This is a genomic window from Streptomyces noursei, from assembly GCF_001646665.1.
GTDB classification, from domain to species: Bacteria; Actinomycetota; Actinomycetes; order Streptomycetales; family Streptomycetaceae; genus Streptomyces; species Streptomyces lavendulocolor.
This window is the reverse complement of the sequence record NZ_LWBU01000158.1, coordinates 269,045-284,495: the sequence shown is the minus strand read 5'-3', so window position 1 is coordinate 284,495 and position 15,451 is coordinate 269,045. Positions and strand designations below refer to the sequence as shown.

14 protein-coding genes and 2 tRNA genes are annotated in these 15,451 nt (G+C 71.6%); 7 read left to right on the top strand and 9 right to left on the bottom strand.

All coding sequences use genetic code 11. From position 1 onward, the window contains the following. Positions 1-73 precede the first annotated feature (73 nt). Both tig and A4V12_RS13345 read right to left on the bottom strand, forming a co-directional pair. Complete coding sequence (gene tig, locus A4V12_RS13350) at positions 74-1,459, bottom strand: trigger factor (RefSeq protein ID WP_064069516.1); 1,386 nt, start codon at positions 1,457-1,459, stop codon at positions 74-76. Positions 1,460-1,634: 175 nt separating this feature from the next. Then, a tRNA-Pro gene (locus A4V12_RS13345) sits at positions 1,635-1,711 on the bottom strand. A gap of 136 nt (positions 1,712-1,847) precedes the next feature. On the opposite strand from A4V12_RS13345, the gene A4V12_RS13340 reads away from it, so the two are divergent. Then, positions 1,848-1,921, top strand: a tRNA-Gly gene (locus A4V12_RS13340). Between the two features lie 63 nt (positions 1,922-1,984). Here A4V12_RS13340 and A4V12_RS13335 read toward each other — a convergent pair. Further along, on the bottom strand, positions 1,985-2,350 hold the full coding sequence (locus A4V12_RS13335; RefSeq protein ID WP_064069515.1) for a hypothetical protein: 366 nt from the start codon (positions 2,348-2,350) through the stop codon (positions 1,985-1,987). A 73-nt stretch (positions 2,351-2,423) separates the two neighbouring features. Beyond that, a complete protein-coding gene (locus tag A4V12_RS13330; RefSeq protein ID WP_064069514.1) occupies positions 2,424-2,618 on the bottom strand; it encodes a hypothetical protein in 195 nt (64 codons plus the stop codon). Positions 2,619-3,017: 399 nt separating this feature from the next. On the opposite strand from A4V12_RS13330, the gene A4V12_RS13325 reads away from it, so the two are divergent. Beyond that, entirely contained in the window at positions 3,018-4,130 is a 1,113-nt protein-coding gene (locus tag A4V12_RS13325) for an acyltransferase family protein (protein ID WP_199831271.1), read from the top strand. Here the strand turns inward: A4V12_RS13325 and A4V12_RS13320 are convergent. Both A4V12_RS13320 and A4V12_RS13315 read right to left on the bottom strand, forming a co-directional pair. After that, on the bottom strand, positions 4,117-4,566 hold the full coding sequence (locus tag A4V12_RS13320) for an HD domain-containing protein (protein WP_064069513.1): 450 nt from the start codon (positions 4,564-4,566) through the stop codon (positions 4,117-4,119). The two genes, A4V12_RS13325 and A4V12_RS13320, sit on opposite strands and share 14 nt — an antisense overlap. Positions 4,567-4,594: 28 nt before the next feature. Further along, positions 4,595-5,740, bottom strand: a complete 1,146-nt coding sequence (locus A4V12_RS13315) for a PP2C family protein-serine/threonine phosphatase (RefSeq protein WP_064069512.1) — start codon at positions 5,738-5,740, stop codon at positions 4,595-4,597. Positions 5,741-5,847: 107 nt separating this feature from the next. Between A4V12_RS13315 and A4V12_RS13310 the strand changes: the two genes are divergently transcribed. Further along, positions 5,848-7,080, top strand: a complete 1,233-nt coding sequence (locus A4V12_RS13310) for a GNAT family N-acetyltransferase (RefSeq protein ID WP_064069511.1) — start codon at positions 5,848-5,850, stop codon at positions 7,078-7,080. Here the strand turns inward: A4V12_RS13310 and A4V12_RS13305 are convergent. Further along, on the bottom strand, positions 7,068-7,877 hold the full coding sequence (locus tag A4V12_RS13305; RefSeq protein ID WP_064069510.1) for an Fpg/Nei family DNA glycosylase: 810 nt from the start codon (positions 7,875-7,877) through the stop codon (positions 7,068-7,070). The two genes, A4V12_RS13310 and A4V12_RS13305, sit on opposite strands and share 13 nt — an antisense overlap. Positions 7,878-8,184: 307 nt before the next feature. Next, complete coding sequence (locus A4V12_RS13300; RefSeq protein ID WP_064069509.1) at positions 8,185-8,673, bottom strand: ribose-5-phosphate isomerase; 489 nt, start codon at positions 8,671-8,673, stop codon at positions 8,185-8,187. A 149-nt stretch (positions 8,674-8,822) separates the two neighbouring features. On the opposite strand from A4V12_RS13300, the gene A4V12_RS13295 reads away from it, so the two are divergent. Then, positions 8,823-10,256, top strand: coding sequence for an amino acid permease (locus A4V12_RS13295; protein WP_064069508.1), 1,434 nt, complete (start codon positions 8,823-8,825; stop codon positions 10,254-10,256). Between the two features lie 123 nt (positions 10,257-10,379). Here A4V12_RS13295 and A4V12_RS13290 read toward each other — a convergent pair whose 3' ends face one another. Next, on the bottom strand, positions 10,380-10,964 hold the full coding sequence (locus tag A4V12_RS13290) for a biotin transporter BioY (RefSeq protein WP_064069507.1): 585 nt from the start codon (positions 10,962-10,964) through the stop codon (positions 10,380-10,382). A gap of 251 nt (positions 10,965-11,215) precedes the next feature. Between A4V12_RS13290 and A4V12_RS13285 the strand changes: the two genes are divergently transcribed. The 3 genes from A4V12_RS13285 to A4V12_RS13275 all read left to right on the top strand — a co-directional run bounded on the left by A4V12_RS13285 (position 11,216) and on the right by A4V12_RS13275 (position 15,419). Further along, positions 11,216-12,637, top strand: coding sequence for an amino acid permease (locus tag A4V12_RS13285; RefSeq protein WP_064069506.1), 1,422 nt, complete (start codon positions 11,216-11,218; stop codon positions 12,635-12,637). 163 nt (positions 12,638-12,800) lie between these two features. Then, complete coding sequence (locus A4V12_RS13280; protein ID WP_064069505.1) at positions 12,801-14,213, top strand: amino acid permease; 1,413 nt, start codon at positions 12,801-12,803, stop codon at positions 14,211-14,213. A gap of 144 nt (positions 14,214-14,357) precedes the next feature. Then, positions 14,358-15,419 carry a glycerophosphodiester phosphodiesterase family protein gene (locus A4V12_RS13275; protein WP_064069504.1) on the top strand — a complete coding sequence of 354 codons (1,062 nt, stop codon included), beginning with the start codon at positions 14,358-14,360 and terminating at the stop codon, positions 15,417-15,419. The last annotated feature ends 32 nt before the right edge of the window (positions 15,420-15,451 follow it).

Below are 15,451 nucleotides of genomic sequence, written 5' to 3'. Positions count from 1 at the left end.
CGTTACGGCGACGGGCCCGATCGCACGCGGGTGCGGATCGGGCCCGTCGGACCGTTCATGCCGGGGCCGTGGCTCAGGCCTCGGTCTTGCCCTCGGCCTCGTCCTCGGTCTCGTCGGCGGAGGCCTCGACCGTCTCGGCGGTCTCGTCCTCGTCGTCGAGCTCGACCGGCTCACCGTTGGTGTCGACGACCTTGGCGGCCTCGACGACGACCGCGAGGGCCTTGCCGCGGGCGACCTCGCCGACGAGCATCGGCACCTGGCCGCCCTCGACGACGGCCTTGGCGAACTGGTCGGGGCTCATGCCGGAGGAGGCCGCACGCCGCATGAGGTGCTCGGTGAGCTCCTCCTGGTTGACGTTGAGCTTCTCCTGGTTGACCAGCTCGTCCAGGATGAACTGGGTCTTGATGCCCTTGACCGCCTGCTCGCGGGTCTCGGTCTCGAACTCCTCGACGGTCTTGCCCTGGAGCTCCAGGTACTTCTCGAGGGTCAGGCCCATCTGGCCGAGCTGGTGGTGCTCGAGGTTGTGCTTGCGGGTGTTGACCTCGTCCTCGAGGAGCTTCTCGGGGATCGGCACCTCGGCCAGCTTCAGCAGCTCGTCCAGGACGCGCTCCTGGGCCTGGGTGGCCTGGTCGTACTGCTTCATGTTCTCGAGGCGCTTGCGGCTGTCCGCGCGCAGCTCCTCGAGGGTGTCGAACTCGGACGCCATCTGGGCGAAGTCGTCGTCGAGCTCGGGGAGCTCACGGGCGGCGACCTGGGTGACCTTGACGGTGACCTCGGCCTCCTTGCCCTCGGCGGAGCCGCCCTTCAGCTCGGAGGTGAAGGTGGCCTCGCCGCCGGCCTCCAGGCCGGTGACGGCCTCGTCGATGCCGTCGAGCAGCTCACCGGAGCCGATGGTGTACTGCACGCCGTCGGCGACGCCGTCGGGGAGGACCTCGCCGTCGACCTTGGCCTCGAGGTCGATCGTCACGACGTCGCCCTCGGCGGCGGCGCGCTCGACCGGGTTGGTGGACGCGAAGCGGTCGCGCAGCTGCTGCACGGACTTCTCGACGTCCTCGTCGGTGACCTCGACCGCGTCGACGGTGACCTCGATGCCGGAGTAGTCCGGGATCTCGACCGTCGGGCGGATGTCGACCTCGGCGGTGAAGGCCAGCAGCTCGCCGTCCTTCAGCTCGGTGATGTCGACCTCGGGCTGACCCAGCGGGTTGACCTCGGCCTCGTTGACGGCCTCGGTGTAGAACTTCGGGAGGGCGTCGTTGACGGCCTCCTCCAGCACCGCACCACGGCCGAACCGCTGGTCGATGACACGAGCCGGGATCTTGCCCTTGCGGAAGCCCTTGACCGTGACCTGCTGGTTGATCTTCTTGTACGCCGCGTCGAGGCTGTCCTTGAGCTCCTCGAAGGGCACCTCGACAGTGAGCCGAACCCGGGTCGGGTTCAGGGTCTCCACGGCGCTCTTCACGGTTCGGTCTCCTTGGTGGCTGATTCTTGTGATTCTGCCGGTGCCGCTTGCGGCGGTTCCGGCGGATTCGGCCCGGTCAGAGAGACACACGGGCACGCAGCTTGCATAGTAACCGCAAGCGGGATGAGGCCCACAATGTGATCTTGGTAGCGCACGTGATCCGGCGCTTCCGGTGTGGTCGGGGTGGCGGGATTTGAACCCACGGCCTTCCGCTCCCAAAGCGGACGCGCTACCAAGCTGCGCCACACCCCGTCGGTGCGACACGTAGGGTACATGCCCCACGGCGGTGCGTCGGCACGATTAAGGGGTGTGCGACGACCGGGCGCGACCCGCTACGATGACCGTGCGTTCGCGCCGAGGTCCTGTTGTGGCCCGCGGTGCGTTGCTCGCGGGCGTAGCTCAATGGTAGAGCCCTAGTCTTCCAAACTAGCTACGCGGGTTCGATTCCCGTCGCCCGCTCCATCCGGCCGCGGTCCGGGCGAGAGGCGCCTCTCCCCGGGCCGTGTCGCGTTTCCGGGCCCGGTTTCAGCCCATGTTCGCCTTCACGTGCGCGATGACCTCGTCGAAGTCCTTGGTCGGCGAGAAGTCGAGGTACTCGCAGTCCTCCAGCGCCTCGGGCGCGTGGCCGGGGCCCCAGTAGAAGGCCTGCCCCGCCTCGTAGACCTCTTCGCCGTCCTCGGTGCGCATCATCAGCCGGCCCTTGAAGAGGTAGCCCCAGTGCGGGCACTGGCAGAGGTCGCCGGGCAGGCCCTTGAGGGCGGGCCCCATGTCCGTGCCCTTGGGGAAGCGCACGAAGGCGACGGTCATGTCGCCCCCGGCCTCCCGCATCCGCAGCTCCACGCCGTCGCCCTGGATGGCGACGGGGGTGTCCTCACGCGTCGTTCCCGTCATGGGTCCCTCCTCGACGAGTTCCCCCCTTCCCAGTCTGGCCCCGGCCGAGAGGCGCTGCGACCCGGTGGACGGCTCAGAAACTGATCTGGTTGATCGTGGACGCGATGGAGTCGAGGAATCGCTGTATGGACGGCGCCATGCCGGAAGAGGCGAGGAAGAAGCCGAAGAGCACGGCGACCACCGCGGGGCCCGCCTTGAGGGAGCCGCCGCGGATCAACACCACGAGGATGATCGCCAACAGCAGCACCACGGACAGTGAAATGGCCACAACTGATCACACACCCTCGGTCGGTCCGCCTTGCCGGCCCCGGGGTGCGCGGCCGTGCGCCCCCCGTTCGGTCCATCGTGCCACCAACATCTCCCCGTGTGAGGGCTGCTGACACATCGTTCACACGAGCATGTCGCGCCACCGCCGCGGCCCGGAGGGGCGGCGGAATGACGGACGGTGAATTCCACGGTGATCGTTTCACGTCGCACACATCGCGGTCACAGGAAATCCGCAGCGTGCCCGCCACGTAATTCTCCGTCGAAGACGGCGTAATGATATGCACCATTTAAGAGGGTTAAATTGGGGCATAGAGTGCGGTTGGGGGTGGTGTCAGAAACGAATGTGCGGAACTTCCGGCGTGTTTTACGAATGCGCGGAAACGTGGCTAGGGTGCCTCAGATGTTCCACGCTCCGCATGGAAATCAGCAGACCCTGCTCCCTCCGGCCGGGGAGCCCGAGACCACCACGAGCGCCCGCCCCGGCGGGGCGGACAGACCCGGCCGGGACGCGTTCTTCGACAACGCCAAGTACCTGGCGATCGTGCTCGTCGCCGTCGCCCACGCGTGGGAGCCCGTCATGGACGGCAGCCGCGCGACCAGGGCGCTCTACATGTTCGTCTACACGTTCCACATGCCGGCGTTCATCCTGATCTCCGGGTACTTCTCGCGGAGCTTCACCGGCCGGCCCGACCAGCTCAGGCGCCTGGTCACCGGGCTCGTCGTGCCCTACCTGGTGTTCGAGGTGGCGTACTCGCTCTACCGGCGCTGGGCCGGCCACACCCCCGACCAGGCGATCAGCCTCACCGACCCGATCTACCTCACCTGGTTCCTGATCGCGCTGTTCGTCTGGCGGCTGTCCACACCCCTGTGGCGGAGCCTGCGCCACCCGCTCCCCGTCGCCCTGGCCATCGCCGCGCTCGGCTCGCTCACCCCCGGCATCGGCCAGGACCTCGACCTCCAGCGGATCCTGCAGTTCCTGCCCTTCTTCGTGCTGGGGCTGTCGCTGAGGCCCGAGCACTTCGAGCTGGTCCGGCGCCGCGCGGTCCGGCTGGCGGCGGTGCCGGTGGCGCTGGGCGCCCTGGTGTTCACGTACGCGATCGCGCCGGACGTCCGGATGAGCTGGTTCTACCGCAGCACCAGCGCCGAGGAACTGGACGCGCCCTGGTGGGCGGGGCCGGTCATGACGTTCGCGCTGTTCGGCTGCGCCCTGGTCCTCACCGCCGCCTTCCTCGCCTGGGTGCCCCGCCGGCGGACCTGGTACACCGCCCTGGGGGCTGGCACCATCTGCGGCTACCTGCTGCACGGGTTCCTGGTGAAGGCCATGGACTACTGGGCGCTCGTCCCCGGGTACGGGCTCGGCACCCCGTCCGGCAGGGTCGTCGTCACGGTGGTGGCCGCCGTCGCGGTGACGGCCATGTGCACCCCGCCCGTGCGGCGGGCGCTGCGCTGGGTCACCGAGCCGCGGATGGAGTGGGCGTTCCGGCGGGAGGCGTCCGGTCTCAGTCGCCGCTGAGGCCCAGCAGGGCCCGGGTGCGCGCGTACTTGGCCGTCAGCCGCGCCCGGGTCGCCCCGTCCAGCACGGCGAGGCGGTCCGGGTCGGCGTTGTGCGCCAGGTCGGCCTCCTTGACCAGGCGGGCGCCCGGCACGGCCAGCACCCGGGCGGTGTACGCCTCCAGGTCCTCGCCCGGCCGCTTGGTGAGCGCCAGGACCATGTCCTTGACGGCCCGCGGCAGCGCGGCGCCCGCCAGCCAGGCCTCGGAGAGCCGGTCGTCCTCCACGGCGTCGTGCAGCCACGCGGCGGCCACCTGCTCGTCGCTGCCGCCCCGGGACCGCACGCCCTCGGCCACCGCCTTCAGGTGCTCGGCGTAGGGGCGGCCCGCCTTGTCGGTCTGGCCCGCGTGGGCCTCCCGGGCGATCGCCTCGATCTCGGCCACGGTCAGATACGGCACGGGTGCCCCCCTCGGAGTGTTCGTCGGATCATGCCTCACGGGTGAGGAGCAGCAGCGCGCGGTCGTCGTTGACGTCCTTCGCGCACGCCTCGATCAGGTGCCAGGCGGCGCCCTGGAACCCGGACGCCACGAAGCGGTCGGCCTCGCCGGTGAGCCGGTCGATGCCCTCGGCGATGTCCCGGTCCGCGGCCTCCACCAGGCCGTCGGTGAAGAGCATCAGGACGTCACCGGGCCTCAGCGAGCCCTTGACCGGGTGGAAGTCGGCGCCGTCGTACACGCCCAGCAGCGGGCCCTCGCCGGACTTCTCCTCCCACCGGCCGCTGCCGGCGTGCAGCTGGAGCGCCGGGAGGTGTCCGGCGGACAGCAGCTCGTAGTCGCCCGATTCGAGGTCCAGGACCAGGTGGATGGAGGTGGCGAAGCCCTCGTCCCAGTCCTGGCGCAGCAGATAGCCGTTGGCGGCGGGCAGGAAGCCGTGCGGCGGCAGTGAGCCGAGCAGCCCGCCGAAGGCGCCGGACAGCAGCAGGGCGCGGGACCCGGCGTCCATGCCCTTGCCGGACACGTCGGTGAGGACGACCTCCAGGGTGCGGCCGCCGTGCGTCCGGGCCGCGACGACGAAGTCCCCCGAGAACGACTGGCCGCCCGCCGGGCGCAGCGCCATCTCGTGGTGCCAGCCCTTGGGCAGCCGGGGCAGGGCGCTTTGCACCCGGATCCGCTCGCGCAGGTCGAACAGCATCGTCCCGCCGCGCCGCCAGGGCACGCCGACCCTGGCGCGGAACTGGGCTATCAGCAGCCCGAACAGCCCGCAGGCGGCCACCACCAGCACCGTGCCGGGCGTGACGCGGGCGGCGCCCTGCGGGTAGGGGCCGAGGACGGCGGACTCCACGATCAGGGCGCCGGCGGCCGCCGCGTACAGGGCCAGCAGGCTCGCCGGGCGCAGCAGCAGGCCGCCCGCCACGATGGGCAGGACGAGCGCCGCCGGGGCCGCCCAGACGGGGGTGGCGACGGTGAGGAGCGTGATCGCCGGGACGGTGAGCAGCAGGCCCACCAGGGCGATCCAGTCGGAGCCGTCGCCCCGGAAGTAGTCGACGCCGGATTTGCGCAGGCCGACCTTGACCCGGCGGGCGGACCTCCGCAGCCGGGCCGGGTACGCGTCCATTCGTGCGCGACGGGCCATTGGCCTGGACCCTATCCATCCGGCCGGGTCCCGCGCAGGGGGACCCCTGTGACATTGCGTTCGATATTGGGTCGCCCTGGTGGCGCAGGCCCTGGTACGCATGGCATATGACGACTGAGTTACGGGTGCTTCGGGCGGCCGAATGGGACCACTGGTACGGGCAGTTGGAGGTGGCGTTCGGCGCGGTGCCGGAAGCGCCGCAGGAGCGTGAGCTGTGGCGGGCGCTCACCGAGTGCGAGCGCTCGATCGGCGTCTGGGACGGCGGCGTCTGCGTCGGTACGGCCGGGGCGTTCTCCTTCCGGCTGTCGGTGCCGGGCGGGGGCGAGCCGGTGCCCGTGGCCGGCGTGACGATGGTCGGGGTGGTGCCGACGCACCGGCGGCGCGGGATCCTCACGTCGATGATGCGGCGCCAGCTCGACGACGTGTTCGCGCGGGGCGAGCCGCTGGCCGTGCTCACGGCGTCGGAGCCGGTCATCTACGGACGGTTCGGCTACGGCATCGCCACGCGGCAGATGCGCGCGCGGATCGACACGGACCGCGTCCGGCTGTCCGTGCCGCGGGGCACGGACGACGTGGCGCTGCGGCTGGTGGCGCCGGCGGACGCGAGCGCCGCCTGCGAGGCCGTGTACGGGCGGCTGGTGCCGCGGCGGCCGGGGATGCTCGCCCGTCGCCCCGGCTGGGAGCGGTTGCCGCTGCTGGATCCGCCGGGCACCCGGGACGGGGCGTCACCGCTCCAGTGCGTGCTGGCGGAGCGGGACGGCGAGGTGGTCGGGTTCGCGCTGTACAGCACCAGGCCGGAGTGGGAGCCGGCGGGCCCGAAGGGGACGGTGCGCCTGGGGCACATGGGGGCGCTGGACCCGGCGGCGTACGCGGCGGTGTGGCGGTTCCTGTGCGAGATCGACCTGACGTCGGCGGTCCAGGTCCAGAACCGGCCGGTGGACGACCCGTGGCAGCACCTGGTGTCCGACGTGCGGCGCTGCGAGCTGCGCGTCCAGGACGGCCTGCACGTGCGGCTGGTGGACCTGCCCGCCGCGCTGGAGGCACGGGCCTACCAGGCGCCGGTGGACGTGGTCCTGGAGGTGGACGACGCCTTCTGCCCCTGGAACACGGGACGGTGGCGGCTGTCGGGCGACCCCAAGGGCGCGGTGTGCTCCCGCACGGACGACGCCGCGGACCTCGCGCTGTCGGTACGGGAGCTGGGCGCGGCGTATCTGGGCGGGGTGTCGCTGGCCTCGCTGGCGGGGGCCGGTCTGGTGCGGGAGCTGCGGCAGGGCGCCCTGGCCGAGGCGTCCCTGGCCTTCGGCTCGGCGGTGGCGCCCTGGCTGCCTCACGGCTTCTGACAGCCGGGGCACCAGAAGAGGTTGCGGGCGGCGAGGTCCGCGGTGCGGATCTCGCCGCCGCACAGGTGGCAGGGCAGGGTCGCCCGGCGGTAGACGTACACCTCGCCGCCGTGGTCGTCGACGCGCGGCGGGCGGCCCATGGCCTCGGGGGTGTGCTCGGGGCGGACGGTGTCGATGCGGTTGTTGCGCACGCCCTCGCGCATCAGCGCCACCAGGTCGGCCCAGAGGGCGTCCCATTCGGGGCGGGTGAGGTCCCGGCCGGCGCGGTAGGGGTCGATGCCGTGCCGGAAGAGGACCTCGGCGCGGTAGACGTTGCCGACGCCCGCGACGACCTTCTGGTCCATGAGCAGGGCGGCGATGGTGGTGCGGCTCGCGGAGATCCGCCGCCACGCCTTGTCCGGGTCGTCGCCGTCCCGCAGCGGGTCGGGGCCCAGCCGCTCGTGTATCGCCCGCTTCTCCGGCTCGGTGATCAGCGCGCAGGTGGTGGGCCCGCGCAGATCCATGTACGCCCCGGCACCGGCGATCCGCAGCCGAACCGTGTCGGTGGGCGGCGGAGCGGGCGCGTCCCCGAAGCCCGCCTTGCCGAACAGCCCGAGGTGGATATGCACCCAGCCGGTGTCCTCGAACCCGAGGAACAGGTGCTTGCCGTGCGCCTCGGCGGCGCCGAGGACGCGGCCGTCGAGGAGGGCGGCACTGTCCGAGAACTTGCCCTGGGGGCTGGTGACGCGGACGGGGTGCCCGCCGAAGCGGGCGAGGTGATCCTCGGCGAGGCGGTGGATCGTATGCCCTTCGGGCATGGCTGAGCGTCTCCTCGTGTGTGAGTCCCGCACCCGGCGTACCGCCCGGGTGTGGCCGTGCAGGGTCGCCCCCGCAGAGATCGGCGGCGAGGGGCGGGCTCCCTTTCCCGCACCCAAGGCCGCCGGCCTCGAGGAGGTGGGCCCGGAGGGGCCGCGCCCCCACCCACCGGGCGGGGCCGCCGCGCCACCGGCCCGCACCCGGGAACAGGCACCGCCCCGTCCCGCTCACAACGGGGGGACCACAGCGGGGCGACTGCCCGCAACGGGGAAGCGCCCCGCGGAGTGGCTGCCGCGAACCGGCGGGGGGTCAGTCCTGCTGGGGGTGGTGGGCCGGGATCGCGGGGAGCTCGCCGGTGGTCTCGTAGGCCGAGAGCATCTCGATGCGGCGCGTGTGACGCTCCTCACCCGAGTACGGGGTGGTGAGGAAGGTCTCCACGAACTTCGTGGACTCCTCCACCAAGTGCATGCGGCCGCCGATCGCGATGACGTTGGCGTTGTTGTGCTCGCGGCCGAGCGCGGCCGTCTGCTCGCTCCAGGCCAGCGCGGCCCGGACGCCCTTCACCTTGTTGGCGGCGATCTGCTCGCCGTTGCCGGAGCCGCCGATGACGATGCCCAGGCTGTCCGGGTCCGCGGCGGTCCTCTCGGCCGCACGCAGGCAGAACGGCGGGTAGTCGTCCTGGGCGTCGTAGATGTGGGGCCCGCAGTCGACGGGCTCGTGGCCGTGGGCCTTGAGCCACTCGACGAGGTGGTTCTTGAGTTCGAAGCCGGCATGGTCGGAGCCGAGGTACACGCGCATGGGTCCGAGTGTGGCACGGGGGCCGGGGGCCGGGGGCCGGTGGGGCCCGCGTATCACGATCCGGAATCGGGTCTTTCGACCTCTCCCCCTCTCGTGTTTGCATGCACGGGCTCGTGACCCGAGTGCACCTCACACGTAAGGAATCGTCCATGACGACGCAGCAGACCCTGCAGAAGGAAGGCGGAAGCACCGGGGAACCCGGTACTCCGCAGTCCTCCGACGGTCTCAAGGCCGGACTCAAGAACCGCCACCTGTCCATGATCGCCATCGGCGGAGTGATCGGCGCCGGCCTGTTCGTCGGGTCCTCCGGCGGCATCGCCAAGGCCGGCCCCGCCATCCTCGTGTCGTACCTGCTCGTGGGCGCGCTGGTCGTGTTCGTGATGCGGATGCTGGGCGAGATGGCGGCCGCGAGCCCCAACTCCGGCTCCTTCTCCGCCTACGCCGACCGGGCGCTCGGCCGCTGGGCGGGCTTCTCCATCGGCTGGCTGTACTGGTTCTTCTGGGTGGTCGTGCTGGCGGTCGAGGCGACCGCGGGCGCGGTGATCCTGGAGGGCTGGATACCGGCCGTGCCGCAGTGGGCCTGGGCGCTCATCGTGATGGTGGTGCTGACCGCCACCAACCTGGTCTCGGTCTCGTCGTACGGCGAGTTCGAGTTCTGGTTCGCCGGCATCAAGGTCGTCGCCATCGGCGCCTTCGTGGTCATCGGCATGCTGGCCGTGTTCGGCTTCCTGCCGGGCTCGGACAACCCGGGGGCGGGCCTCGCCCACCTGACGGACGCCGGGGGCTTCATGCCGAACGGCGCGGGCGCCATCCTCACCGGTGTCCTGATGGTCGTCTTCTCCTTCATGGGCAGCGAGATCGTCACGCTGGCCGCCGGCGAGTCCGAGGACCCGCGGCGCGCGGTCACCAAGGCCACGAACAGCGTGATCTGGCGCATCGCCGTCTTCTACCTGGGCTCGATCTTCGTCGTCCTGACCCTCCTGCCGTGGAACGACAAGTCGATCGTGGAGAAGGGCTCGTACGTCGCCGCCCTGGACTCCATCGGCATCCCGCACGCCGGCCAGATCATGAACGTGATCGTCCTGACCGCCGTGCTGTCCTGCCTGAACTCCGGCCTGTACACCGCCTCCCGCATGGCGTTCTCGCTGGGCGAGCGCGGTGACGCGCCGAAGGCGTTCGCCAAGGCCAACGCCAAGGGTGTGCCGACCGCCGCGATCCTGGCCTCGGTCGCCTTCGGCTTCGCCGCCGTGTACTTCAACTACGCGTTCAAGGACACGGTCTTCGACTTCCTGCTCAGCTCCTCCGGCGCGGTGGCCCTCTTCGTCTGGCTGGTCATCTGCTTCACGCAGCTGCGGATGCGCGGCATCCTGATGCGCGAGGTGCCCGAGAAGGTCACGGTGAAGATGTGGCTCTTCCCGTACCTGACGTGGGCGACCGCCGCGATGATCACCTTCGTGCTGGCCTACATGGTCTACGACAAGGACAACCGCGAGGTCGTGCTGCTGTCGACGCTGGTCGCGGCCGTCGTGGTGGCCGTCGGCGTGGTGCTCGACCGGGTTCGCAAGGCTCGCTCGGCGAGCTGAACGGACAGCAGGGACGCCTGACGGTCCCGTCGGGCGGACGCGAGAGGCCCCCCGTGCGCAGCGGATGCGCGCGGGGGGCCTCTCCCGTCGGGTCGCCCGCCGGACGGCGGCGGGGCCGGGGTGTCAGCCCTTCCGGCCGAGGGCCTTCCACGCCGTGGGCAGCACGCCCATGGCCAGCGCCGCCTTGAGCGCGTCGCCGATGAGGAAGGGCGTCAGGCCGGCGGCCACGGCCTGCGGCAGCGACATGCCGGTCGCCAGGGCCAGGTACGGCACGCCGACCGCGTAGATGATCAGGGAGCCGAGCGCCATGGTGCCGGCCATGCGGAGCACGGACCGATCGGCGCCGCGCCGCGCCAGGGCGCCGACGACGGTGGCGGCGAGCATCATGCCGAGGATGTAGCCGAAGGAGGGCATGGCGTACCCGGACGTGGCCTGGGCGAACCACGGCATGCCGGCCGCGCCCGCCACCGCGTACAGGGCGAGGGAGAGGAAGCCGCGCCGGGCGCCGAGGGCGGTGCCGACGAGCAGGGCCGCGAAGGTCTGGCCGGAGACCGGGACGGGCGAGCCGGGAACCGGCACGGCGATCTGGGCGGCTATGCCGGTGAGCACGGCGCCACCGGCGACGAGCGCGATGTCGCGGGCGCGGGTGGCGGGGAGGAGGTCGGCGAGGACCACTCCGTGACGGATGGGGGCGGCGGCAGTGCTCATCGGGACTCCGGCGGGGCTGAGGGTGGTTCGGAACAGCCCGACCGTAGCCCACGGGTGAACGCTCGATCACCGTCGGTCGACCACAAAGCGGTTGACGGGCCGTTGGTGGGATTCGCACAAAGACGCGGGATACACCGCGATCGGCGTGATGCTCGTCACGGGGAACGCCGAGCGAACGGTCCCTTTTGCGCCGGGCGGGCTCCAGTGGGGAGACTGTGGGGTCCTTCCAAATGTCTGAGAGTACGAGTGCCATGCCCGACGCCCCGCCCACGCCGCTCGCCCCGGCCTCCGAACCCCTTGCCCACGGGCTGAAGCAGCGGCATCTGACGATGCTCGGGCTGGGCGGGGTGATCGGCGCCGGGCTGTTCGTGGGCTCCGGCGCGGGGATCGCGGTCGCCGGCCCCGGGATCGTGCTGTCGTATCTGATCGCCGGTGCGCTCGCGATGCTGATCATGCGGATGCTCGGGGAGATGTCGGCGGCGATGCCGGCGTCGGGCGCCTTCTCGGTGCACGCGGAGCGGGCGCTCGGCCGGTGGGCGGGGTTCTCGGTCGGCTGGCTGTACTGGTTCCTGCTGGTGGTCGTGCTCGCGGTGGAGGCCACCGGCGCGGCGCGGATCGCGAACGGCTGGGTGCCGGGCGTGCCGCAGTGGACATGGGTGCTGATCTTCATGGTGGTGTTCACCGCCGCCAACCTGGCGTCGGTGCGGAACTTCGGCGAGTTCGAGTTCTGGTTCGCCGCCCTCAAGGTCGGCGCGATCGTGCTGTTCCTGGGCCTCGGGGTGCTGGCGATCGGCGGGTGGCTGCCGGACACCGAGCCGGTGGGGCTCGCGAACCTGACCGGGCAGGGCGGCTTCCTGCCGGGCGGCTGGGACGGCGTGGTCTCCGGGGTGCTGGCGGTGGTGTTCGCGTTCGGCGGGCTGGAGGTCGTGACGATCGCCGCCGCCGAGTCCGAGGACCCGGCGCGCAACGTGGCGCGGGCGGTGCGCAGCGCGGTGTGGCGGATCCTCCTCTTCTACGTCGGGTCGATGCTGGTGATCGTGACGCTGCTGCCGTGGACCTCGATCGAACCGGGGCAGAGCCCGTACGTCGCGGTGCTCGACGCGATCGGGGTGCCGGGGGCCGGGCAGATCATGAACGCGGTGGTGTTCGTGGCGCTGCTGTCGGCGCTCAACGCCAACCTGTACGGCTCGTCGCGGATGGTCTTCTCGCTCGCTGAACGGGGTGAGGCGCCCAGGTGGCTGCTGGCGGTATCGGGAGGGGGGTCCCCACCCTCGGGCGAAGCCGAGGGTGGGGGAGGGGTGCCGCGCCGGGCGGTGCTGGCGTCGGTGGCGTTCGGCTTCGTCTCGGTGCTGCTCAACCTGAAGTGGCCGGATTCGGTGTTCCTCTACATGCTGAACGCGGTCGGTGCCGTGCTGCTGTTCGTGTGGAGCCTGATCGCGGTGTCGCAGTTGCGGCTGCGGCGGCGCATCGAGCGCGAGACGGCGGGGAAGCCGACCCTCCGCATGTGGGGGTTCCCGTACCTGACGTGGGCCGCGCTGGCCGCCATGGCGGCGGTCCTGGTGCTCATGCTGCTGGACGACGGAACACGGCCTCAGGTGCTCTGGTCGGGGGCCGCGACGGGAGCCGTGCTGGTGGTGGCGTGGGTGCGGGAGTGGCGCAGCCGACGCGTGTGATGGTTTTGTGCGTGTTCCTTCACCTTGTGTGAGCACGGTGTCCGTATAGCGGGCGGATGTTCCCTGTGAACGGTGCCCCCGCCCAGACTGTGTGGCCGCGCCCCGACCCGTTCGGGCGCGACCGCACACCGCACCGGTCTCAGCTACTGAACAGGGCACGCCCATGTCTCGGACCTCCGCGCCCGCCGACTCGACCCCGGTCGAGCAGACGCCGGCCGACGCGCCGCTCACCCACGGCCTCAAACAACGCCACCTGTCGATGATCGCCCTCGGTGGTGTCATCGGCGCCGGTCTGTTCGTCGGCTCCGGCACCGCCATCGCGGCCGCCGGACCCTCGATCGTCCTCGCGTACGCGCTCTCCGGCGCGCTCGTGATGCTGGTGATGCGCATGCTGGGCGAGATGTCGGCGGCCAACCCGGCGTCCGGCTCCTTCTCCGTGCACGCCGAGCGGGCCATCGGGCCGTGGGCGGGCTTCACCGCCGGCTGGTCGTTCTGGTTCCTGCTCTGCGTGGCCGTCGGCCTGGAGGGCATCGGCGCGGCGAAGATCATGACGGGCTGGTTCCCCGGCACGGCCGAGTGGGCCTGGGTGGCCCTCTTCATGGTCGTGTTCTGCGTGACCAACCTCGCGGCCGTGAAGAACTTCGGCGAGTTCGAGTTCTGGTTCGCCGCCCTCAAGGTCGCCGCGATCGTGATCTTCCTGGCCATCGGCACGCTGGCGATCACCGGCCTGCTGCCCGGCACGGAGGCCCCCGGCACGACGAACCTCACCGGTCACGGAGGGTTCCTGCCCAGCGGCTCCGAGGGCCTGATCGTCGGCCTGCTCGCCTCCGTCTTCGCGTACGGCGGCCTGGAGACGGTCACCATCGCGGCGGCCGAGTCCGAGCACCCGGTGCAGGGCGTCGCCAAGGCCGTCCGTACGGCGATGTGGCGGATCGGCGTCTTCTACATCGGCTCGATGGCCGTGGTGGTCACCCTGCTGCCGTGGACCGACAAGGCGGTCGCCGAGAAGGGCCCGTACGTCGCCACGCTGGAGCACCTGGACATCCCCTACGCCGGCCAGATCATGAACGTCGTGGTGCTGGTCGCCCTGCTCTCCGCGATGAACGCCAACATCTACGGCGCGTCCCGCATGGCCAACTCGCTGGTGGCCCGCGGGCAGGGCCCGAAGGCCCTCGGCAGGATCTCCGGCGGGGTGCCGCGCATCGCGGTCCTGATGTCGTCGGTGATCGGCTTCGTCTGCGTGCTGCTCAGCTACTGGCGGCCCAACGACGTCTTCCTGTGGCTCCTCAACATGATCGGCGCGATCATCCTGGTCGTCTGGATCTTCATCGCCGTCTCGCAGCTGGTGCTGCGCCGCCGGCTGGAGCGCGAGGCGCCCGAGAAGCTGGTCGTGCGGATGTGGGCGTACCCGTACCTGACGTACGCGGCGCTGGCGGGCATGGCGGCGGTCTTCGTGCTGATGGCCCGCGAGGAGGGCACCCGCAACCAGCTGTACGCCACGGGCGCGCTGACGCTGGCGCTCGCGGTGGCCGGCTACGTCCTGCAGCGCACCCGCAAGGATTCCCGCGAGGTCTGAGGGTGACGGAAGGGAGGGGCCCCGGCGCACGACGCGCCGGGGCCCCTCCCTTCGCGTTCCGGTGGCGTACGGCGGGTGACGCCCCGCCGCACCGGGCGTGAACCTGTCCGTGTGCGCCCTCGGACACCCCTAGCGTCCGGTTCCATGAGACGTCGCTCGGTACTCCTCGCGGCGGGCGCCACCGCCGCCGCCTCCCTGCCCGCCGCCGCCCTGCCCGCCGCCGCCCGCGCCGCCGGGGCCCCCGGGCCGCTGGTGATCGGCCACCGGGGCGCGGCCGGCTGGCGCCCGGAACACACCGCCGCCTCCTACACGCACGCCGTCGAGACCGGTGCCGACTGGATCGAGCCGGACCTCGTCGCCACGCGGGACCACCACCTCGTGGTGCGCCACGAGAACGAGATCTCCGGCACCACGGACGTCGCCCGGCGGCCCGAGTTCGCCGGGCGCCGCACCACCAGGACCGTCGACGGGCGGTCCGTGACCGGCTGGTTCACCGAGGACTTCACCCTCGCGGAGCTGAAGACCCTCCGGGCGGTCGAGCGCCTGCCCCTCGTACGGAACCGGAACACCGTCTTCGACGGCCATCAGCACGTGATGACGTTCCAGGAGGTGGTCGACCTGGCGCGGCGGCTGTCCCGGCGCCACGGGCGGACCGTCACCGTCTTCCCCGAGACCAAGCACCCGGCCCACTTCCGCGCCCTCGGCCTGCCCCTGGAGCCCGTTCTCGCCGCCGCGGTGCGCCGCAACCGGCTGGGGCCGCACGAGTGCGTGATCCAGTCCTTCGAGCCGTCGAGCCTGCGGCTGCTCGCCCGCGAGCGGCTGCGCGTGCCGCTCTGGCAGGCCCTCGGCACCACCGGCGGCCCGTACGGGCACCCCCTGACGTACCGGGACATGGCGACGCCCGCCGGGCTGCGCGCCGTCGCGGAGTACGCGCAGTGGATCGGCCCCGACAAGTCGTCCCTGCTGCCTCCCTCGACGCTGGTGGCGGACGCCCACGCGGCGGGGCTGCGGGTCGGGGCGTACACCTTCCGCGCGGAGAACCGGTACCTCCCCGCCGGGCTGCGGCGGGGCACCGACCCCGACGCCTTCGGCGACACGCTGGCCGAGTACGCCCAGCACTTCGCGCTCGGGGTGGACGCCGTGGTGACCGACTTCCCCGACCAGGCGGTCTTCGCCCGCGACGCGTGGCGGGAGACCACCCGCTGATCAACGACCCCGACTTACTGCTGTTAGCCTGC

Excerpts from the sequence above, each read along its gene's own strand:
- A4V12_RS13335 (WP_064069515.1), bottom strand. The coding sequence starts at position 2,350 with ATGACGGGAACGACGCGTGAGGACACCCCCGTCGCCATCCAGGGCGAC.
- A4V12_RS13325 (WP_199831271.1), top strand. The coding sequence starts at position 3,018 with ATGTTCCACGCTCCGCATGGAAATCAGCAGACCCTGCTCCCTCCGGCC.
- A4V12_RS13315 (WP_064069512.1), bottom strand. The coding sequence starts at position 5,740 with ATGGCCCGTCGCGCACGAATGGACGCGTACCCGGCCCGGCTGCGGAGG.
- A4V12_RS13310 (WP_064069511.1), top strand. The coding sequence starts at position 5,848 with ATGACGACTGAGTTACGGGTGCTTCGGGCGGCCGAATGGGACCACTGG.
- A4V12_RS13305 (WP_064069510.1), bottom strand. The coding sequence starts at position 7,877 with ATGCCCGAAGGGCATACGATCCACCGCCTCGCCGAGGATCACCTCGCC.
- A4V12_RS13300 (WP_064069509.1), bottom strand. The coding sequence starts at position 8,673 with ATGCGCGTGTACCTCGGCTCCGACCATGCCGGCTTCGAACTCAAGAAC.
- A4V12_RS13295 (WP_064069508.1), top strand. The coding sequence starts at position 8,823 with ATGACGACGCAGCAGACCCTGCAGAAGGAAGGCGGAAGCACCGGGGAA.
- A4V12_RS13290 (WP_064069507.1), bottom strand. The coding sequence starts at position 10,964 with ATGAGCACTGCCGCCGCCCCCATCCGTCACGGAGTGGTCCTCGCCGAC.
- A4V12_RS13285 (WP_064069506.1), top strand. The coding sequence starts at position 11,216 with ATGCCCGACGCCCCGCCCACGCCGCTCGCCCCGGCCTCCGAACCCCTT.
- A4V12_RS13280 (WP_064069505.1), top strand. The coding sequence starts at position 12,801 with ATGTCTCGGACCTCCGCGCCCGCCGACTCGACCCCGGTCGAGCAGACG.
- A4V12_RS13275 (WP_064069504.1), top strand. The coding sequence starts at position 14,358 with ATGAGACGTCGCTCGGTACTCCTCGCGGCGGGCGCCACCGCCGCCGCC.